This window comes from Nocardia alba NBRC 108234, assembly GCF_001612665.1.
GTDB lineage: Bacteria > Actinomycetota > Actinomycetes > Mycobacteriales > Mycobacteriaceae > Nocardia > Nocardia alba.
This window is the reverse complement of record NZ_BDAX01000012.1, coordinates 194258-208497: the sequence shown is the minus strand read 5'-3', so window position 1 is coordinate 208497 and position 14240 is coordinate 194258. Positions and strand designations below refer to the sequence as shown.

At 66.9% G+C, this 14240-nt stretch carries 17 protein-coding genes, 2 pseudogenes and 1 riboswitch; of the genes and pseudogenes, 10 read left to right on the top strand and 9 right to left on the bottom strand.

Annotated elements, in window-relative coordinates:
• Window positions 1-115: 115 nt before the first annotated feature.
• Complete coding sequence (locus NA12_RS15010) at window positions 116-598, top strand: DUF456 domain-containing protein (RefSeq protein ID WP_067450528.1); 483 nt, start codon at window positions 116-118, stop codon at window positions 596-598.
• Between the two features lie 17 nt (window positions 599-615).
• On the opposite strand, the gene NA12_RS15005 is transcribed toward NA12_RS15010, so the two are convergent.
• Window positions 616-1464 carry an amidohydrolase family protein gene (locus NA12_RS15005; RefSeq protein ID WP_067450352.1) on the bottom strand — a complete coding sequence of 283 codons (849 nt, stop codon included), beginning with the start codon at window positions 1462-1464 and terminating at the stop codon, window positions 616-618.
• 203 nt (window positions 1465-1667) lie between these two features.
• Complete coding sequence (locus tag NA12_RS15000) at window positions 1668-3056, bottom strand: FAD-dependent oxidoreductase (RefSeq protein WP_067450348.1); 1389 nt, start codon at window positions 3054-3056, stop codon at window positions 1668-1670.
• A 189-nt stretch (window positions 3057-3245) separates the two neighbouring features.
• On the opposite strand from NA12_RS15000, the gene NA12_RS14995 reads away from it, so the two are divergent.
• The 3 genes from NA12_RS14995 to NA12_RS14985 all read left to right on the top strand — a co-directional run bounded on the left by NA12_RS14995 (window position 3246) and on the right by NA12_RS14985 (window position 5522).
• Window positions 3246-3704 carry an Rv0361 family membrane protein gene (locus tag NA12_RS14995; protein ID WP_132369707.1) on the top strand — a complete coding sequence of 153 codons (459 nt, stop codon included), beginning with the start codon at window positions 3246-3248 and terminating at the stop codon, window positions 3702-3704.
• 45 nt (window positions 3705-3749) lie between these two features.
• Window positions 3750-3869: riboswitch (SAM riboswitch) on the top strand.
• A gap of 17 nt (window positions 3870-3886) precedes the next feature.
• Window positions 3887-4303, top strand: coding sequence for a rhodanese-like domain-containing protein (locus NA12_RS14990; protein ID WP_067450341.1), 417 nt, complete (start codon window positions 3887-3889; stop codon window positions 4301-4303).
• Between the two features lie 10 nt (window positions 4304-4313).
• The gene (locus NA12_RS14985; protein ID WP_067450338.1) at window positions 4314-5522 is read left to right on the top strand and encodes an O-succinylhomoserine sulfhydrylase; all 1209 of its coding nucleotides are present in this window, start codon (window positions 4314-4316) and stop codon (window positions 5520-5522) included.
• A 158-nt stretch (window positions 5523-5680) separates the two neighbouring features.
• Here the strand turns inward: NA12_RS14985 and NA12_RS33115 are convergent.
• The 4 genes and pseudogenes from NA12_RS33115 to fgd form a co-directional block, all read right to left on the bottom strand.
• Window positions 5681-6022, bottom strand: a pseudogene (locus NA12_RS33115) (HipA N-terminal domain-containing protein); the annotation flags it as partial.
• Window positions 6023-6039: 17 nt separating this feature from the next.
• Window positions 6040-6138 (bottom strand): annotated as a pseudogene (locus NA12_RS35055) (hypothetical protein); the annotation flags it as partial.
• A gap of 129 nt (window positions 6139-6267) precedes the next feature.
• Complete coding sequence (locus tag NA12_RS14980; protein ID WP_067450334.1) at window positions 6268-6612, bottom strand: hypothetical protein; 345 nt, start codon at window positions 6610-6612, stop codon at window positions 6268-6270.
• A 94-nt stretch (window positions 6613-6706) separates the two neighbouring features.
• The gene (gene fgd, locus NA12_RS14975; RefSeq protein WP_067450331.1) at window positions 6707-7717 is read right to left on the bottom strand and encodes a glucose-6-phosphate dehydrogenase (coenzyme-F420); all 1011 of its coding nucleotides are present in this window, start codon (window positions 7715-7717) and stop codon (window positions 6707-6709) included.
• Window positions 7718-7876: 159 nt separating this feature from the next.
• On the opposite strand from fgd, the gene NA12_RS14970 reads away from it, so the two are divergent.
• The 4 genes from NA12_RS14970 to NA12_RS14955 all read left to right on the top strand — a co-directional run bounded on the left by NA12_RS14970 (window position 7877) and on the right by NA12_RS14955 (window position 10983).
• The gene (locus NA12_RS14970; RefSeq protein WP_371855998.1) at window positions 7877-8638 is read left to right on the top strand and encodes an HAD-IIA family hydrolase; all 762 of its coding nucleotides are present in this window, start codon (window positions 7877-7879) and stop codon (window positions 8636-8638) included.
• 74 nt (window positions 8639-8712) lie between these two features.
• Entirely contained in the window at window positions 8713-9804 is a 1092-nt protein-coding gene (locus NA12_RS14965) for an LLM class flavin-dependent oxidoreductase (protein ID WP_067450525.1), read from the top strand.
• A complete protein-coding gene (locus NA12_RS14960) occupies window positions 9801-10406 on the top strand; it encodes an FMN reductase (protein ID WP_067450325.1) in 606 nt (201 codons plus the stop codon). The genes NA12_RS14965 and NA12_RS14960 overlap by 4 nt, the downstream gene beginning before the upstream one ends.
• Before the next feature lie 28 nt (window positions 10407-10434).
• Entirely contained in the window at window positions 10435-10983 is a 549-nt protein-coding gene (locus NA12_RS14955) for a YceI family protein (RefSeq protein ID WP_067450322.1), read from the top strand.
• Between the two features lie 87 nt (window positions 10984-11070).
• Here NA12_RS14955 and NA12_RS14950 read toward each other — a convergent pair whose 3' ends face one another.
• Window positions 11071-11526, bottom strand: coding sequence for a MarR family winged helix-turn-helix transcriptional regulator (locus NA12_RS14950; RefSeq protein ID WP_067450319.1), 456 nt, complete (start codon window positions 11524-11526; stop codon window positions 11071-11073).
• A complete protein-coding gene (locus NA12_RS14945) occupies window positions 11523-12149 on the bottom strand; it encodes a DJ-1/PfpI family protein (RefSeq protein WP_207905564.1) in 627 nt (208 codons plus the stop codon). The genes NA12_RS14950 and NA12_RS14945 overlap by 4 nt, the downstream gene beginning before the upstream one ends.
• A gap of 121 nt (window positions 12150-12270) precedes the next feature.
• On the opposite strand from NA12_RS14945, the gene NA12_RS14940 reads away from it, so the two are divergent.
• Together NA12_RS14940 and NA12_RS14935 are read left to right on the top strand one after the other, a co-directional pair.
• Entirely contained in the window at window positions 12271-12489 is a 219-nt protein-coding gene (locus NA12_RS14940; protein ID WP_067450312.1) for an NfeD C-terminal domain-containing protein, read from the top strand.
• A 12-nt stretch (window positions 12490-12501) separates the two neighbouring features.
• Window positions 12502-13599 carry an SPFH domain-containing protein gene (locus tag NA12_RS14935; protein WP_067450308.1) on the top strand — a complete coding sequence of 366 codons (1098 nt, stop codon included), beginning with the start codon at window positions 12502-12504 and terminating at the stop codon, window positions 13597-13599.
• A gap of 122 nt (window positions 13600-13721) precedes the next feature.
• Here NA12_RS14935 and NA12_RS14930 read toward each other — a convergent pair whose 3' ends face one another.
• Window positions 13722-14234, bottom strand: coding sequence for a nitroreductase/quinone reductase family protein (locus tag NA12_RS14930; protein WP_067450304.1), 513 nt, complete (start codon window positions 14232-14234; stop codon window positions 13722-13724).
• Between the last annotated feature and the right edge of the window lie 6 nt (window positions 14235-14240).

The window sequence follows — 14240 nt, the reverse complement described above, 5'->3', positions numbered from 1 at the left end:
ATCGAACGGTATTGACACTTCGACAATAGCGCTGGGGTGGCGACTCGGGTAGAGCATGGGCGAGAATTCGCCACGAGCGCGTCTCGGCGCGGCGCGGCAACGGGAGGACCCGGTAGTGGGTGTGTGGGGTGAGGTCGTTGTCGGCCTCGTCATTCTGATCGGCATCGTCGGCGTGGTCCTTCCGATCCTGCCGGGGGTGATCCTCGTCTTCGCGGCAATCGCGGTGTGGGCGTTCATGACCGGCGGCGCCACGGCCTGGACGGTGCTGGCGGTGGCGACCGTCGCGCTGGTGCTGTCCGGCGTCGTGAAGTACACGTGGCCGGGTAAGCGGATGCGCGAGGCCGGGGTGTCCAACCGTGCGCTGCTGGTCGGTGCGGTGCTCGGCATCGCCGGTTTCTTCGTGATCCCGATTGTCGGGCTGTTCATCGGCTTCGTACTCGGTGTGTACCTGGCCGAGCTGTACCGCTTGAAGACCAACGACCTGGCGTGGCCTGCCACCGTGCACGCGCTCAAAGGCGTCGGCCTGTCGATGCTGGTCGAGTTGTTCGGTGCGCTGATCGCGTCCGGCGTGTGGCTCGCCGGGGCGATCATCAGCTGAGTAGCGGCGGCCGTTCCCTACTCGATGATCGGCAGCGGACGGGTGTGATCGCCCGCGCCGGGAAGTTGGTGGCGCGGGATCGGGATGGTCGGATTCTCGACGCGCCGCGGCTGCGGCCGCGGACGACGGCGTGCGGGCAGACGGTAGAACTCGCGGGCGTTGTCCTCGAGGACAGCGTGGATGTCGGTGCCGACCACCTGTGAGATGAGGTCCACATCGCGTTCCTCGAACGGCCGACCGGCGCGCGAGCCGGGCAGATCGCTGCCGAACATCAGCGCAGCCGGGTTGACCGTGTGGATGCGCCGCAGCGTCTCGGCCACATCCATCTGGACCCGGCCGAACCCGGTCGCCTTCACCCTGGCGCCCCGGTCCACCAGGTCCAGCAGGTAGGGCAATCCCTCGTCGGACATGCCGAGATGGTCGATCGAGAGCGCGGGCAGTTTCGAGATCACCGGTTGCAGCGAGGCCAGCATCTGACCGTCGATGTAGAGCTCGACGTGCCAGCCCGCCAGTTCGTGGGCGCGCAACGCCTGCAGGGTCATCTCGGTGATGTCGGCGGCGGCGCGCTTGAGGTTGAACCGCAGGGCGCGCACGCCTGCCCGGTTCAGCTCGAGGATCTCGTCGTCGGTGGCGTCGAGATCGAGCCGGGTCACGCCGACCCAGTCGGGCCCGAGCGCGGCCAGTGCTGCCTTCAGGTAGCTCTGATCAACGCCTTGGAAAGACGCGCTGACGACAGCACCGCCGCGAACATCGAAGTGCGCCATACGCTTTCGATAATCATCGATCACGTAGGGCTCGGGCAGATAGCCTTCGTTCGCGATCAGCGGAAACCGCGGATCGATAAAGTGGACGTGGGCATCGAACACCAGTACAGAATGCCTTATCTCTGCGGCGCGAGCGCGCTCAACCCAGCGCCCCCACGAAGACTGGACCACCGAAACCCCGAGTCAAGGCCGTGACAGCAGCATCCCACCCCCACACATCCCGACCTCGAGGAGGGATCGGCGGCGAAGCCGCCTTCGCGGGCCATTCAGGGCCGCGAAAACGCGCGCGCCAGCGCGCCAAAAATCTAGCCCTTGTTCGGCTCGGAGGCGCGCAGCATGTCCTCGCGCTCCACGACCTTCACGCGCTCACGGCCTTCGGGCTCGCCGAGGGCGCGCTCGTGGGCGTCGAGGCGGTACCAGCCGGCCCAGGTGGTGAACGGGATGCCCTTGCCCTCGAGGAACTCGGTGACGGCGTCGAGTTCCGGCTTCGGCGCGGGGGCGAAGGCCTTGGCGTCGTCGAGCAGGCAGGCGATGGTCTCGTTGGCGTCGCCCTTGGTGTGGCCGATGAGGCCGACCGGGCCGCGCTTGATCCAGCCGGTCACGTAGGTGGCGGGCATGAACCGGGCGTCACCTACGGCGGTGTCGTCGGCGATCACGCGACCGGCCTCGTTGGGCACCGTGCCCGCCTGATCGTCGAACGGCAGCTGGGTGACGTTCTGGGAGAGGTAGCCGACGGCGCGGTACACGGCCTGGATGTCCCAGTCGGTGAAGTTGCCGGTGCCCTTGACGTTGCCGGTGCCGTCGAGCTGGGTGCGCTCGGTCTTGAGACCGACGACCTTGCCGTCCTCGCCGAGGACTTCGGACGGGGACTCGAAGAAGTGCAGGAACAGCTTGTGCGGGCGGTCGCCGTGGTCGCGGATGGCCCACTGCTCCAGGGTGTTGGCGACCATGTCGACCTGCTTGGAGTTGCGGCGCGCGGCTTCGGAGCCCTCGTCGTAGTCGATGTCCTCGGGGTTGACGATGACTTCGATGGTCGGCGAGTGATCCAGTTCGCGCAGCTCGAGGGGCGTGAACTTGGCCTGCGCGGGCCCGCGGCGCCCGAACACGTGGACTTCCAGGGCCTTGTTGCCCTTGAGGCCCTCGTAGACGTTCGGCGGGATCTCGGTCGGGAGCAGTTCGTCGCCGGTCTTGGCGAGCACGCGGGCCACGTCGAGGGCGACGTTGCCGACGCCGAGCACGGCGACCTTCTCGGCCTCGAGCGGCCAGGAACGCGGGACATCGGGGTGGCCGTCGTACCAGGACACGAAGTCGGCGGCGCCGTAGGAGCCGTCGAGGTCGATGCCGGGGATGGCCAGCGCGCGGTCGGCGTTGGCGCCGGTGGAGAAGATGACCGCGTCGTAGAACTGGCGCAGGTCGTCGAGGGTGATGTCGGTGCCGTAGTCGATATTGCCGAGCAGGCGGACCTGGTCTTTGTCGAGGACCTTGTGCAGGGCGGTGATGATGCCCTTGATGCGCGGGTGGTCGGGCGCGACGCCGTAGCGGATCAGGCCGAAGGGCGCGGGCATGCGCTCGTAGAGGTCGATGCTCACGTCGGCATCGGACTTCATCAAGGCGTCGGCGGCGTAGATACCGGCCGGTCCCGCACCCACGATCGCGATGCGAAGTGGGCGAGTCGCTGCACTAGTTTCGGTCATATCTACGCGCACCCTTTGGTCGAGAACTGTTTGACGGCGTCAACTTAGCTTAGGCTAAGTCGTCGAACCGGCTTGCTGGCAGCTGCCATCGAGTTGGCATCAGCCCGCAGTCATGGCGATTCTAGCTGCGGCATTGCGGCCACCCGCCGCGCGGTGTAGCCGCCCACGCGGGTCTGTCAGGATTACAGCATGAACGAGGAACAATCAGGCTCGGACGACCAGCCCGTAGTGGTGGATCAGACCGACAAGCGTTCCGTCGTCCCGTTCGTCGCGGCCGTGGTGATCGCGATCGTCGTGCTCATCGGCATCGTGGCGGGCGGACTGCTCTCTCCCGCTGAGAAAAATGTCACAGAGGCCGACCGTCTCGCGGCCGCCGTCACCAACTATATCGACGCCCGCTCGCGCAGCGACCTCCGTCCGCCGCCCGGCGTGGCCTGCCCCGGTTTCAGCGAGGAGACCTCCGGCCTCGGCGAACAGCTCGGTGGCCCGAATTCCACTGTCACGATCGACGGTAAGGGCTTCGAAAACGCCACCGTGAACGTCGACCGGGCCAAGATCGACGCGGCGCTCGTGGTCAACGGCAACCCGGTGCCGAGCAGCTGGAAACTGACCAGGGTCGACAGCGCGTGGCTGGTGTGCTCGTTCTGAATCGTTTGACACGATGACCGGTGCCGAGGCAATCTCAGATCGCAAGGTCATGAGTGCCAGCGTCAAGCCCCGGCTCGCTGGTCGGCAACCCTCCTCCGCGGTGGGGTGCTCCGGGTGACGACCTGGCCGTGCGTTCGGGGACTTCCGGCACGGCAAGAGCGGATTCACGCAGGAGGATCGACATGACTTACGCCGGCGACATCACCCCTGAGAAGGCGTGGGAGCTACTCACCGAGCACCCCGGCGCCGTGCTGGTCGACGTGCGCACCGAAGGCGAGTGGGCACACATCGGCATTCCCGACACCAGTTCCATCGAGCGCCCGGCTCACTTCATCGAATGGGTCGACGGCACCGGCACCCGCAACCCGGAGTTCGGCGTCCAGCTCGAGCAGGCGCTCGCCGGTCGCCCGGATGACGCACCCGTGGTGTTCCTGTGTCGGTCCGGTCAGCGTTCCGCGCACGCGGCGAACCTGGCGACGGCGGCGGGCGTCGCGCCGTCCTACAACGTGCTCGACGGTTTCGAGGGTGGTCCCGACGCGTTCGGTCAGCGCGGCAGCACCGGCTGGCGCGCTGTCGGCCTGCCGTGGCGTCAGGCATAAGGAGAAAAGCATGATCACCGGTGGTTCGTTCGACAAGCCGCTGCCCGAGGGCGTCGGGCCCGGCACGCTCGGCGTGCGTGGCGGCCTGCGCCGTTCGGGCTTCGACGAGACCTCCGAGGCGCTGTACCTGACCTCGGGTTTCGTCTACGAGAGCGCCGAAGCCGCCGAGGCCGCGTTCACCGGCGATGTCGAGCACTTCGTGTACTCCCGTTTCGGCAACCCGACCGTGGCCATGTTCGAGGAGCGCATCCGTCTGCTCGACGGCGCCGAAGCGGCCTTCGCGACCGCGTCCGGCATGTCGGCGGTGTTCACCGCGCTCGGCGCGCTGCTGAAGGCGGGCGACCGGCTTGTCGCCGCCCGCAGCCTGTTCGGTTCGTGCTTCGTGGTGTGTAACGAGATCCTGCCGCGCTGGGGCATCGAAACCGTCTTCGTCGACGGTGACGACCTCGACCAGTGGGAGCAGGCGCTCGCCGTGCCCACCCAGGCGGTCTTCTTCGAGACCCCCGCCAACCCGATGCAGAACCTGGTCGATGTCCGCAGGGTCACCGAGTTGGCGCACGCCGCGGGCGCGAAGGTGGTGCTGGACAACGTCTTCGCCACCCCCCTGCTCCAGCGTGGGTTCGAACTCGGCGCCGACGTGGTGGTCTACTCCGGCACCAAGCACATCGACGGCCAGGGCCGCGTCCTCGGCGGCGCCATCCTCGGCGCCAAGGACTACATCGACGGCCCCGTCAAAACCCTGATGCGCCACACCGGCCCCGCCCTGAGCCCGTTCAACGCCTGGACGTTGCTCAAGGGTCTGGAAACCATGCCGTTGCGCGTGCGCCATTCCACCGAGTCGGCCCTGCGGGTGGCCGAGTTCCTGGAGACCAAGGATTCGGTCGACTGGGTGAAATACCCCTTCCTGGAATCACATCCACAACACGCGCTCGCCAAGGCGCAGATGACCGGCGGCGGCACCGTCGTCACCTTCGCCCTCACCGGCGACGACGGCAAGAAGCGAGCCTTCGAGGTCCTCAACCGCCTGCGCGTCATCGACATCTCCAACAACCTCGGCGACGCCAAAACCATGATCACCCACCCCGCCACCACCACCCACCGAGCCATGGGCCCGGAAGGCCGCGCCTCGATCGGCCTGTCCGACGGCGTAGTCCGCATCTCGGTCGGCCTGGAGGACCTGGAGGATCTCCTCGGCGACCTGGACCACGCCCTGAGCTAGCGGAAGTACGCCAACCCGTCACGAGTCGATCGCAAGCTCCAATTCTCCTCGCCGCGGGCGCAGCTCACGCCGGGTCCTGTTCAGCGGCGAACCGGTAAACGGGAGCTGATCGAGATCGACCGTCGCGGCGGCTCGGAGCGCAAATTGCTGCGCTGATTTCACAGCCTTGGCAGGCAGGTCGATCTGTGCGGCGAACTCGGCCCAATCTCGTCGGCTGACATGCAGTCGACAAGCGCGGGAACGTCAACAGGTTCCGCACCGGCGGGAAATACTTGCACGTCGCCGGGTGCGTCGGCACCGACCGCGAGCAGGAGGCTGAGTTCGTCATCGGCACTGGTCTTCACGGCACGACGGAGCACTGTCAAGCGGTGTCCTTCCGGCAGCAGTCCGGTGAAGAACGCTGGGACAGCCTCAGATCCGCCGCTGATCGACTCAGCGCCGAGCGGCAGGGTCGAAGCGACAGCGCGCCCGCCACCGCTGCGACCGTCCCGATGCTGGGTGAACCTCGCCCCTGCTCGATATCGCGGACCGTTCGGGTCGAGGTGCCCGCAATCTCAGCAAGCTGCTCCTGCGTCAGCTGATGGAGACGCCGCTCCAATCGAATCCTCGCGCCCACGTCCTTCAACGTATCCACAGTCCAGTCTCCAATCGGCAGAATGCCGCCGAAATTGCCATCGGCAAGGTGAGGATGCCTCGAGCCGTTAATACATCGGCAGTATTCTGCCGATTAGCCCCTGAGCTGGATTCACATCCTCGCGGCGTCGAGGATCTTGATCGCCTCGTCGAGCGGATCGATGACGAACAGTTCGGTTCCGGCGTCGGTGTCCACCCGCAGACGAGTGCGCAGGCCACCGCTGAACAGGCCGCCATCCGGGCTTTGCTGCCCGACGGCGCGCAGTTGGGTCAGCGGCGCTTCCCAGCGCTTGCCGCCGGTGATCGCGTCGAGGTGATTGGGGACGAAGAGCAGCCGGGTTTCGGTCAGGTGCAAGCGTCCGCCGACGGCCCTGCTGCCCTGTGTGCGATTGGCGAGTTTCTGCCAGACGACGTTCTCGGCGTCGTTCAGCGCGGGGCTACCGATCCACAATCCCATGGTTGATTTCCTTGTGTCGTTCCGGCGTTCGTCACCATGGATCGATATTCGGCCGGACGTTGTTAATCACGCCCGGCCGGAGGTTCGACCGATCTCAGCCCAGAGCGCGCAGGCGGGGAGCCAGGTCGCGCTTGAAGAGGTCGAGGAAACGGAGCTGGTCGTGGCCGGGGGCGTGGAACACGAGGTGGTTGAGGCCCGCGTCGAGGTAGGGCTTGATCTGGGCGACGGCTTCGTCGGGGTCGCTGGCGACGATCCAGCGCTTGGCGACCTGTTCGATCGGGAGGGCGTCGGCGGCCTTCTCCATTTCGATGGGGTCGGTGATGTCGTGCTTCTGTTCGGGGGTGAGCGAGAGCGGGGCCCAGAAGCGCGTGTTCTGTAGTGCCAGTTCGGGATCGGTGTCGTAGGAGATCTTGATCTCGATCATCTTGTCGATCTCGGCGATATCGCGCTCGACCTTGCCCGCGCCCTCGGCGACGGCGGGCAGCAGCTTCTCGGTGTAGAGGTCCATGCCCTTGCCCGAGGTGCAGATGAAACCGTCGCCCGCGCGACCGGCGTACCTGGCGACCACGGGGCCGCCCGCGGCGATGTAGACGGGGATTCCGCCCTTGGGAACGTCGTAGATGGAGGCGCCGACGGTGTGGTAGTACTCGCCGTCGAAATCGACGCGATCGCCGGTCCACAGTTCGCGCATCATCTGCACCGATTCGCGCAGGCGGGCGAAACGCTCCTTGAAATCGGGCCATTCGCCCTTGTAGCCGGTGGCGATCTCGTTGAGCGCCTCGCCGGTGCCGACGCCGAGCATCACCCGGCCGGGGTACAGGCAACCCATGGTGGCGAAGGCCTGCGCGATCACCGCCGGGTTGTAGCGGAAGGTCGGGGTGAGCACGGAGGTGCCGAGCTGGATGCGCTCGGTGCGCTCGCCGACGGCCGCCAGCCAGGCCAGCGAGAACGGCGCGTGTCCACCGTCGTGGCGCCACGGCTGGAAGTGGTCGCTCACGGTCGCGCTGTCGAGACCGTGCTGCTCGGCGGCGACGCCGAGTTCGACCAGCTCTCGTGGCCCGAACTGCTCTGCCGATGCCTTGTACCCGAGCTTGAGCTCAACCATTGCAGCCACTCCTGTCATCCATTGACCCCTGCCAACACGACACTAGCGCGCGGCGCGTGATCCGCACCCCCGGCATTTCGTCACCCGCCACGCCGATTTTTAGCGGACAATTAACTGGTGGCCACCCATGATGAGCAGATTCTGTCCTACCTCACCGACATGGACGGCGTGCTGGTACACGAGGACCAACTGATCCCGGGCGCCGACGAGTTCCTCGCCGAACTGCGCGCCAACGAGATCCCGTTCCTGGTGCTGACCAATAACTCGATCCGCACGCCACGCGACCTGCAAGCCCGGCTGCGGCACACCGGCCTCGATATCCCCGAGGAGTCGATCTGGACCTCGGCGCTGGCCACGGCGACCTTCCTCGACGATCAGCGCCCCCACGGCACCGCGTACGTGGTCGGCGAATCCGGTCTCACCACCGCGCTGCACGAGATCGGCTACGTGCTCACCGACAGCGATCCCGACTATGTGGTGCTCGGCGAGACCCGCACCTACTCGTTCGAGGCCATCACCACCGCGATCCGCCTCATCGATCGGGGAGCGAAGTTCATCGCCACCAACCCCGATGCCACCGGGCCCTCCCGCGACGGCGTCCTGCCCGCCACGGGTTCGGTCGCCGCGCTCATCACCAGGGCCACCGGCAAGGAGCCGTATTACGTCGGTAAGCCGAATCCGTTGATGATGCGCTCGGCGCTGCGCCGGATCGGCGCGCACTCCCAATCGACGGTGATGATCGGCGACCGGATGGACACCGACGTGATCGCAGGCCTGGAGGCGGGCCTGCGCACGGTGCTGGTGACCTCGGGTATCTCGACGAAGTCCTCGGTGGAGGCCTATCCGTTCCGCCCGACCATGGTGGTGGGCTCGGTGGCCGACTTGGTCGGGCGAACGCGCCGCCCGTTCGCTGACCAGTGATGTGAGCTGCATCTCATCGGAATAGGTGCTGGCCTGTCGTGGTTATAGTTGCCATGGCAACCAAAGGAGGGCCCGTGCAGTTCGGAATCTTCAGCGTCGGCGATGTGACCACCGATCCCACCACCGGCCGCACCCCCACCGAGGCCGAGCGGATCAAGGCGATGGTCGCGATCGCGCAGAAGGCCGAGGAAGTGGGTCTGGACGTGTTCGCGATGGGCGAGCACCACAATCGGCCCTTCGTGCCGTCGTCGCCGACCACGATGCTCGGCTATATCGCGGGCCGCACCGACAACATTCTGCTGTCCACCTCGACCACGCTCATCACCACGAACGACCCGGTGAAGATCGCCGAGGACTTCGCGATGCTGCAGCACCTGGCCGACGGTCGCGTCGACCTGATGCTCGGGCGCGGCAACACCGGCCCGGTCTATCCGTGGTTCGGCAAGGACATCCGCGACGGCATCCCCCTGGCCATCGAGAACTACGCGCTGCTGCACCGGCTGTGGCGTGAGGACGTCGTGAACTGGGAAGGCAAGTTCCGTACGCCGCTGCAGTCGTTCACCTCGACCCCGCGTCCGCTCGACGACGTGCCGCCGTTCGTGTGGCACGGGTCGATTCGTAGCCCGGAGATCGCCGAACAGGCCGCGTACTACGGCGACGGCTTCTTCGCCAACCACATCTTCTGGCCCACCGACCATTTCAAGCGGCTGATCGACCTGTATCGCCGTCGCTACGAGCACTACGGCCACGGCAGCGCCGACCAGGCGATCGTCGGTCTCGGCGGACAAGTGTTCCTGCGCAAGAACTCTCAGGACGCGGTTCGCGAGTTCCGCCCGTACTTCGACAACGCGCCCGTCTACGGACACGGGCCTTCGCTCGAGGATTTCACCGAGCAGACCCCGCTCACCGTCGGCAGCCCGGAACAGGTCATCGAGAAGACGCTCACCTTCCGCGAGCACTTCGGCGACTACCAGCGCCAGCTCTTCCTGGTCGACCATGCCGGGCTCCCCTTGAAGACGGTGCTCGAGCAGCTCGACCTGCTCGGCGAGGAGGTGATCCCGGTGCTGCGCAAGGAGTTCGCCGCCCGACGCCCCGCGCACGTGCCCGACGCCCCGACACACGCCGCACTGGTGGCGGCCGAGACGGCGAAGGAGGTGACGGTATGACCACCCGCGTCGCGGTAGTGTCGGCCGGGCTCTCGCAGCCCTCGTCGACCCGACTGCTGGCCGACCGGCTGGCCGCAGCCACGGCGCGCGAACTCGGCGGCGAGGTGGAGTTGGACTTCGTCGACCTGCGCGATCACGCTCGCGATCTCGCCGACAACCTGCTCACCGGTTTTCCGGCTCCCGCGCTGCGGGCGGCGATCGAGCAGGTTGTCACCGCCGACGGGCTGATCGCCGTCACCCCGATCTTCAGCGCCTCCTACAGCGGCTTGTTCAAGACGTTCTTCGATGTGCTGGAACCGGATTCGCTCGCCGCGATGCCGGTGCTCACCGGCGCGACCGGCGGCACCGAGCGGCATTCCCTGGCGCTCGAGCACGCGGTGCGCCCGCTGTTCGCCTACCTGCGCTCGATCGTCGTCCCCACCGCCGTCTACGCGGCGTCGACCGATTGGGGCGCCAACGGCGCCGACAAGGCGCTCAACCATCGAATCGACCGTGCCGCAGCCGAATTCGGCGCGCTGCTACTCGGCAGGTCCGCCACCCGGCCGAGCGACCCTTACACCGACACCACCCCGTTCGAAGACCTTCTCGCAGCACAGCACTGATACACACCTACCTCGAAGGAGCACAATCGTGACCACCGCCATCGCCAAGGGACTCACCGCGGGCACCTGGGCCATCGACCCCACCCACTCCACCGTCGGCTTCTCCGTACGCCACCTGATGGTGAGCAAGGTCCGTGGCCGCTTCACCGATTTCGACGGCGCCCTCGTGATCGCCGAGGACGGCACCGCCACCGCGCACGCCGAGATCCGCGTCGACTCCCTCACCACCGACAACGCCCAGCGCGACGGCCACCTGCGCACCGCCGACTTCTTCCACGCCGAGCAGTTCCCGCTGATGACGTTCAAGTCCACCGGATTCCGTGGCGAGGGTAGCGATTTCGTCGTCGACGGTGAGTTCACGGTGCGCGGCAACACCAAGCCGGTCTCCCTCGAGGTCGAGTTCATCGGCGTCAGCCCGGGCATGGGCAACGGCCCGGTCGCCGGCTTCGAGGCCAAGACCGTGGTCTCGCGCCGCGATTTCGGCCTCGATATCGACATGCCGCTGCCCGATGGCGGCGCCGTGATCGGCGACAAGATCACCCTCACCCTCGAGATCGAGGCTGTCCTGCAGAGCTGACCGGTCACCGACACGACGCCCCCAGCACCTGTTCGGTGCTGGGGGCGTCGTGTCGCCGATGAACCTACTGGCCGACCTCCGCTGACATCACAGCTGGTCCTCGTCGGCGATGATCGTGTCGAGGGTCGCCGCGAGACGCTCGAGCGTCGCGACCGTCGCGGCGAACTCGGCCGGGCCGAGCGCCTCGGCCAACCGGTGGGCCATGGCCGCGTGCTGCGGGTCGATGCGCCGGATCGCGGCCTCGCCCTCCTCGGTCATCGCGACCAGCTTGGCCCGCTTGTGCGCCGGGTTGGGCCGGTACTCGCACATGCCCTTGCCCACCAGCAGGTCCGCGATCCGCTGCACACTCTGCCGGGTGACGCCCATCGCGCGGGCGATCCCGGCCACCGGCTGCGGCTGGTCCTGCACAGCGGCCATCACCTGCCACCAGGCCACCGAGATTCCGGCAGGCGAGGACAGTCCGTCGCCGATGGTCAGGAATTGGCCGTTGAGCCGGTAGACGGTGAGGGCGGCGCCGTCGAGTAGTTCCTGTTCGGAATTCAAGCCGCATGGCTCCCTTCGTATTCGGCGAGCACGGCGTACCCGGCCGGGTCCTTCCGCGCGTACAGCTGGTACCAGGCCTCGAGTATCCGCGGTTCGTACAGATCGAGGCGCGCGAAGATCTCTCTCGCGAATTCGAACGGCGACATACCGTCCGCGGTGATCACGTCACGGTCGGTGACCGCGGGCGCGTCAACGTAGTGTGCGGCGCCCGAATACTCGCTGTACACAAGCAATTCCGCCGCATTGCTGGTGTGCGTGCGGTTGTCGAGCAGGCCCGTCCTGGCCAGGCCGAAGGTCGCGCCGCAGATCGCCGCCACCGGTACCCCTGCGTCGACGAACTCTTTCGCCTTGTACGCGAACGCGATCAGATCCTCGCCCATCCACTGGTCCGCGCCGGGCAGGATCAGCATGGCGCTGTCGGCCGGCTCGAGGTCGGCGACAGCCAGGTCGGGCGTCACCCGCAGCCGACCCATGGTGGTGATCGCGTCGGTGGTGAGGCCGACGGTCGCGACCTCGAATATTCCGGGCTCCCGGTGCCAGTTGCCGTTGGCGATATGGGCCGTCGCGGCCCCCACTTCCCAGTCGGCGAGGGTGTCGTAGACGGCGACGTGAACTGTTTTCATCGACATGACAATATGCTGTCATATTTGACAGAATGCTGTCAATAAGAATTTTGCTACCGACTTGTAGCCGACCCTCCGTACGCTGACGGCATCCGGTGCGAGACAGAGAGGTTCACCCGTGATGACCGATTCCGTGCAGGGCATGACGGGCACCATCACGTCGCCGATTCGGGAGGCGGGCGCACTGGGTGAGGTACTGATCTCGATTCGCGGGGGCACCGAGCTCTATCTCGCCCGAGCCGACGAGCCGATCGCCGCCTGGACCACTGTGTTGATCGTCGCGGTCCATCCGGGGCGCCTGGTCGACGTGGTCACCTGGATACCGCTTCCCACTGACTGAAAGGGGCCCGCGATGCTGGGCTATCACGTTCCCGATCCCGACGAAGCCATGCTGGTCAGCGGTGCGAAGACCAAAGACGACAGCCCGTTCAAGGTGGTCATCGGGCGCGGCGCCTGGGTGGTGCCGCTGTTCCGCAAGGTTCGCTACCTGTCGCTGGCCATGTTCGAGTCCGAGATCCGCGAGCGCTGCGTCACCAAGCAGGCCATTCAGCTCGATGTGCGCGCGGTGATCGCGTTCAAGGTCGCCAACGACACCCAATCCATTGTCAACGCGGCACAACGCTTCCTGTCCGAACAGGAGCAGGAGATGTCGGTGCTGACCGGTCGGATCTTCTCCGGTCACCTGCGCTCGATCGTGGGCTCGATGACGGTCGAGGAGATCATCCGTGAACGGCAGAAGCTGGCCGACGAGGTACTCATCGCCTCCAAGGTGGAGATGAGCAATATCGGCCTGTGGGTCGACTCGTTCCAGATCCAGTCCATCGACGACGGCAACCTCGGCTACATCAATGCTCTCGCCGCACCGCACAACGCGGCCGTGCAGCGCGATGCCCAGATCGCCCAGGCCCAGGCCGCGCAGCGCTCCGCCGAGGCCGAGCAGGAATCGTTGCGGCGTCGCGCCGAATACGAACGCGAGACCTCGATCCTCAAGGCCCAGTACCAGCGCGACATCGACAAGGCCAATGCCGAAGCGGCACAGGCGGGCCCGCTCGCCGACGCCATCGCCAGGCAGGCCGTGCTGCACGCCCAGGCCGAACAGGCCCGCAAGAACGCCGAACTCCGTGAACAGCAACTCCAGGCCGAAGTGGTGAAACCCGCCGAGGCGGAGGCGGAACGAGTCCGCATCCTGGCGGTGGCCGAGGCCGACCGCACCCGCATTCAGGCCGAGGCGGCGGCGTCCAACAACCGCATCGCCCTGGACCAGATGCTCATCGAGCAGCTCCCCGAAATCGTCAAGCAGGCCTCCCACGGCCTCGCGGGCGCCAACCTCACCGTCCTCAACGGTCCCGACGGCGTCGGCGAACTGCTCAACGGCATGGTCGGCCAGGGGCTGACGGTCTTCAACTCCCTCCAGAAGGCCCTGTCGAACGGCGAGGTCGACAAGATCTGAGTACCGAGCGCCCCGGGCTCGCTGAGTCCGGGGCGCTCAGTGCGCAGCGGCCCGGACGACCTCGCGGCGGTGACCAACGACAAGACCATGGCCGCGGTCGCCGGTCACCTGGCGTCGGTGGTCTACGACCCGGTCCGACGCAGGGCGAACATGCGCAGGTCGCGGGTGGTGCGGTCGCGGTAGGCGGAGTAGGCGCGGGTGATCTCGATGAAGCGGGCGTAGATCGCGTCCTTGTCCGCGCCCTCGACCTGGGTCGCGACGACCGGTATGCGTTCGCCCGCGATGGCGACCACGGCGGTCGGGTCGGCGCGCAGGTTGCCGGTCCAGGCCGGATGGTGGGCTTGGCCGAAGTTGGACCCGACCACGTACAGGGTGTCGCCGTCGTGGACATAGAGCAGTGGCTGGGTGCGCGCGATACCGGACTTGCGGCCGGTGGTCGTGAGCAGGATCACCGGAGCGCCGATCGGGCCGAGCACGGTGTACTTGGCGTCGGTGCGCGCGAGGACGGCGCGGTCGAGCGGGGTGATGGTGCGGACCAGCCAGGAACCCGGCTTGGTCGCGGCGAAGCGGTTGGCCGCGCGGGACACGGCATTGGTGCGCGAACCCCACTGGCGATCCGGGAACTGCGATGTCATGGGCGG

Bases quoted from the DNA above. Each gene is read 5' to 3' on its own strand.
- NA12_RS15000 (WP_067450348.1), bottom strand. From the start codon at position 3,056: ATGACCGAAACTAGTGCAGCGACTCGCCCACTTCGCATCGCGATCGTG.
- fgd (WP_067450331.1), bottom strand. From the start codon at position 7,717: ATGGTTGAGCTCAAGCTCGGGTACAAGGCATCGGCAGAGCAGTTCGGG.
- NA12_RS14970 (WP_371855998.1), top strand. From the start codon at position 7,877: ATGGACGGCGTGCTGGTACACGAGGACCAACTGATCCCGGGCGCCGAC.
- NA12_RS14985 (WP_067450338.1), top strand. From the start codon at position 4,314: ATGATCACCGGTGGTTCGTTCGACAAGCCGCTGCCCGAGGGCGTCGGG.
- NA12_RS14940 (WP_067450312.1), top strand. From the start codon at position 12,271: ATGACCGATTCCGTGCAGGGCATGACGGGCACCATCACGTCGCCGATT.
- NA12_RS14960 (WP_067450325.1), top strand. From the start codon at position 9,801: ATGACCACCCGCGTCGCGGTAGTGTCGGCCGGGCTCTCGCAGCCCTCG.
- NA12_RS14945 (WP_207905564.1), bottom strand. From the start codon at position 12,149: ATGAAAACAGTTCACGTCGCCGTCTACGACACCCTCGCCGACTGGGAA.
- NA12_RS14995 (WP_132369707.1), top strand. From the start codon at position 3,246: ATGAACGAGGAACAATCAGGCTCGGACGACCAGCCCGTAGTGGTGGAT.
- NA12_RS14930 (WP_067450304.1), bottom strand. From the start codon at position 14,234: ATGACATCGCAGTTCCCGGATCGCCAGTGGGGTTCGCGCACCAATGCC.
- NA12_RS14980 (WP_067450334.1), bottom strand. From the start codon at position 6,612: ATGGGATTGTGGATCGGTAGCCCCGCGCTGAACGACGCCGAGAACGTC.
- NA12_RS14935 (WP_067450308.1), top strand. From the start codon at position 12,502: ATGCTGGGCTATCACGTTCCCGATCCCGACGAAGCCATGCTGGTCAGC.
- NA12_RS14990 (WP_067450341.1), top strand. From the start codon at position 3,887: ATGACTTACGCCGGCGACATCACCCCTGAGAAGGCGTGGGAGCTACTC.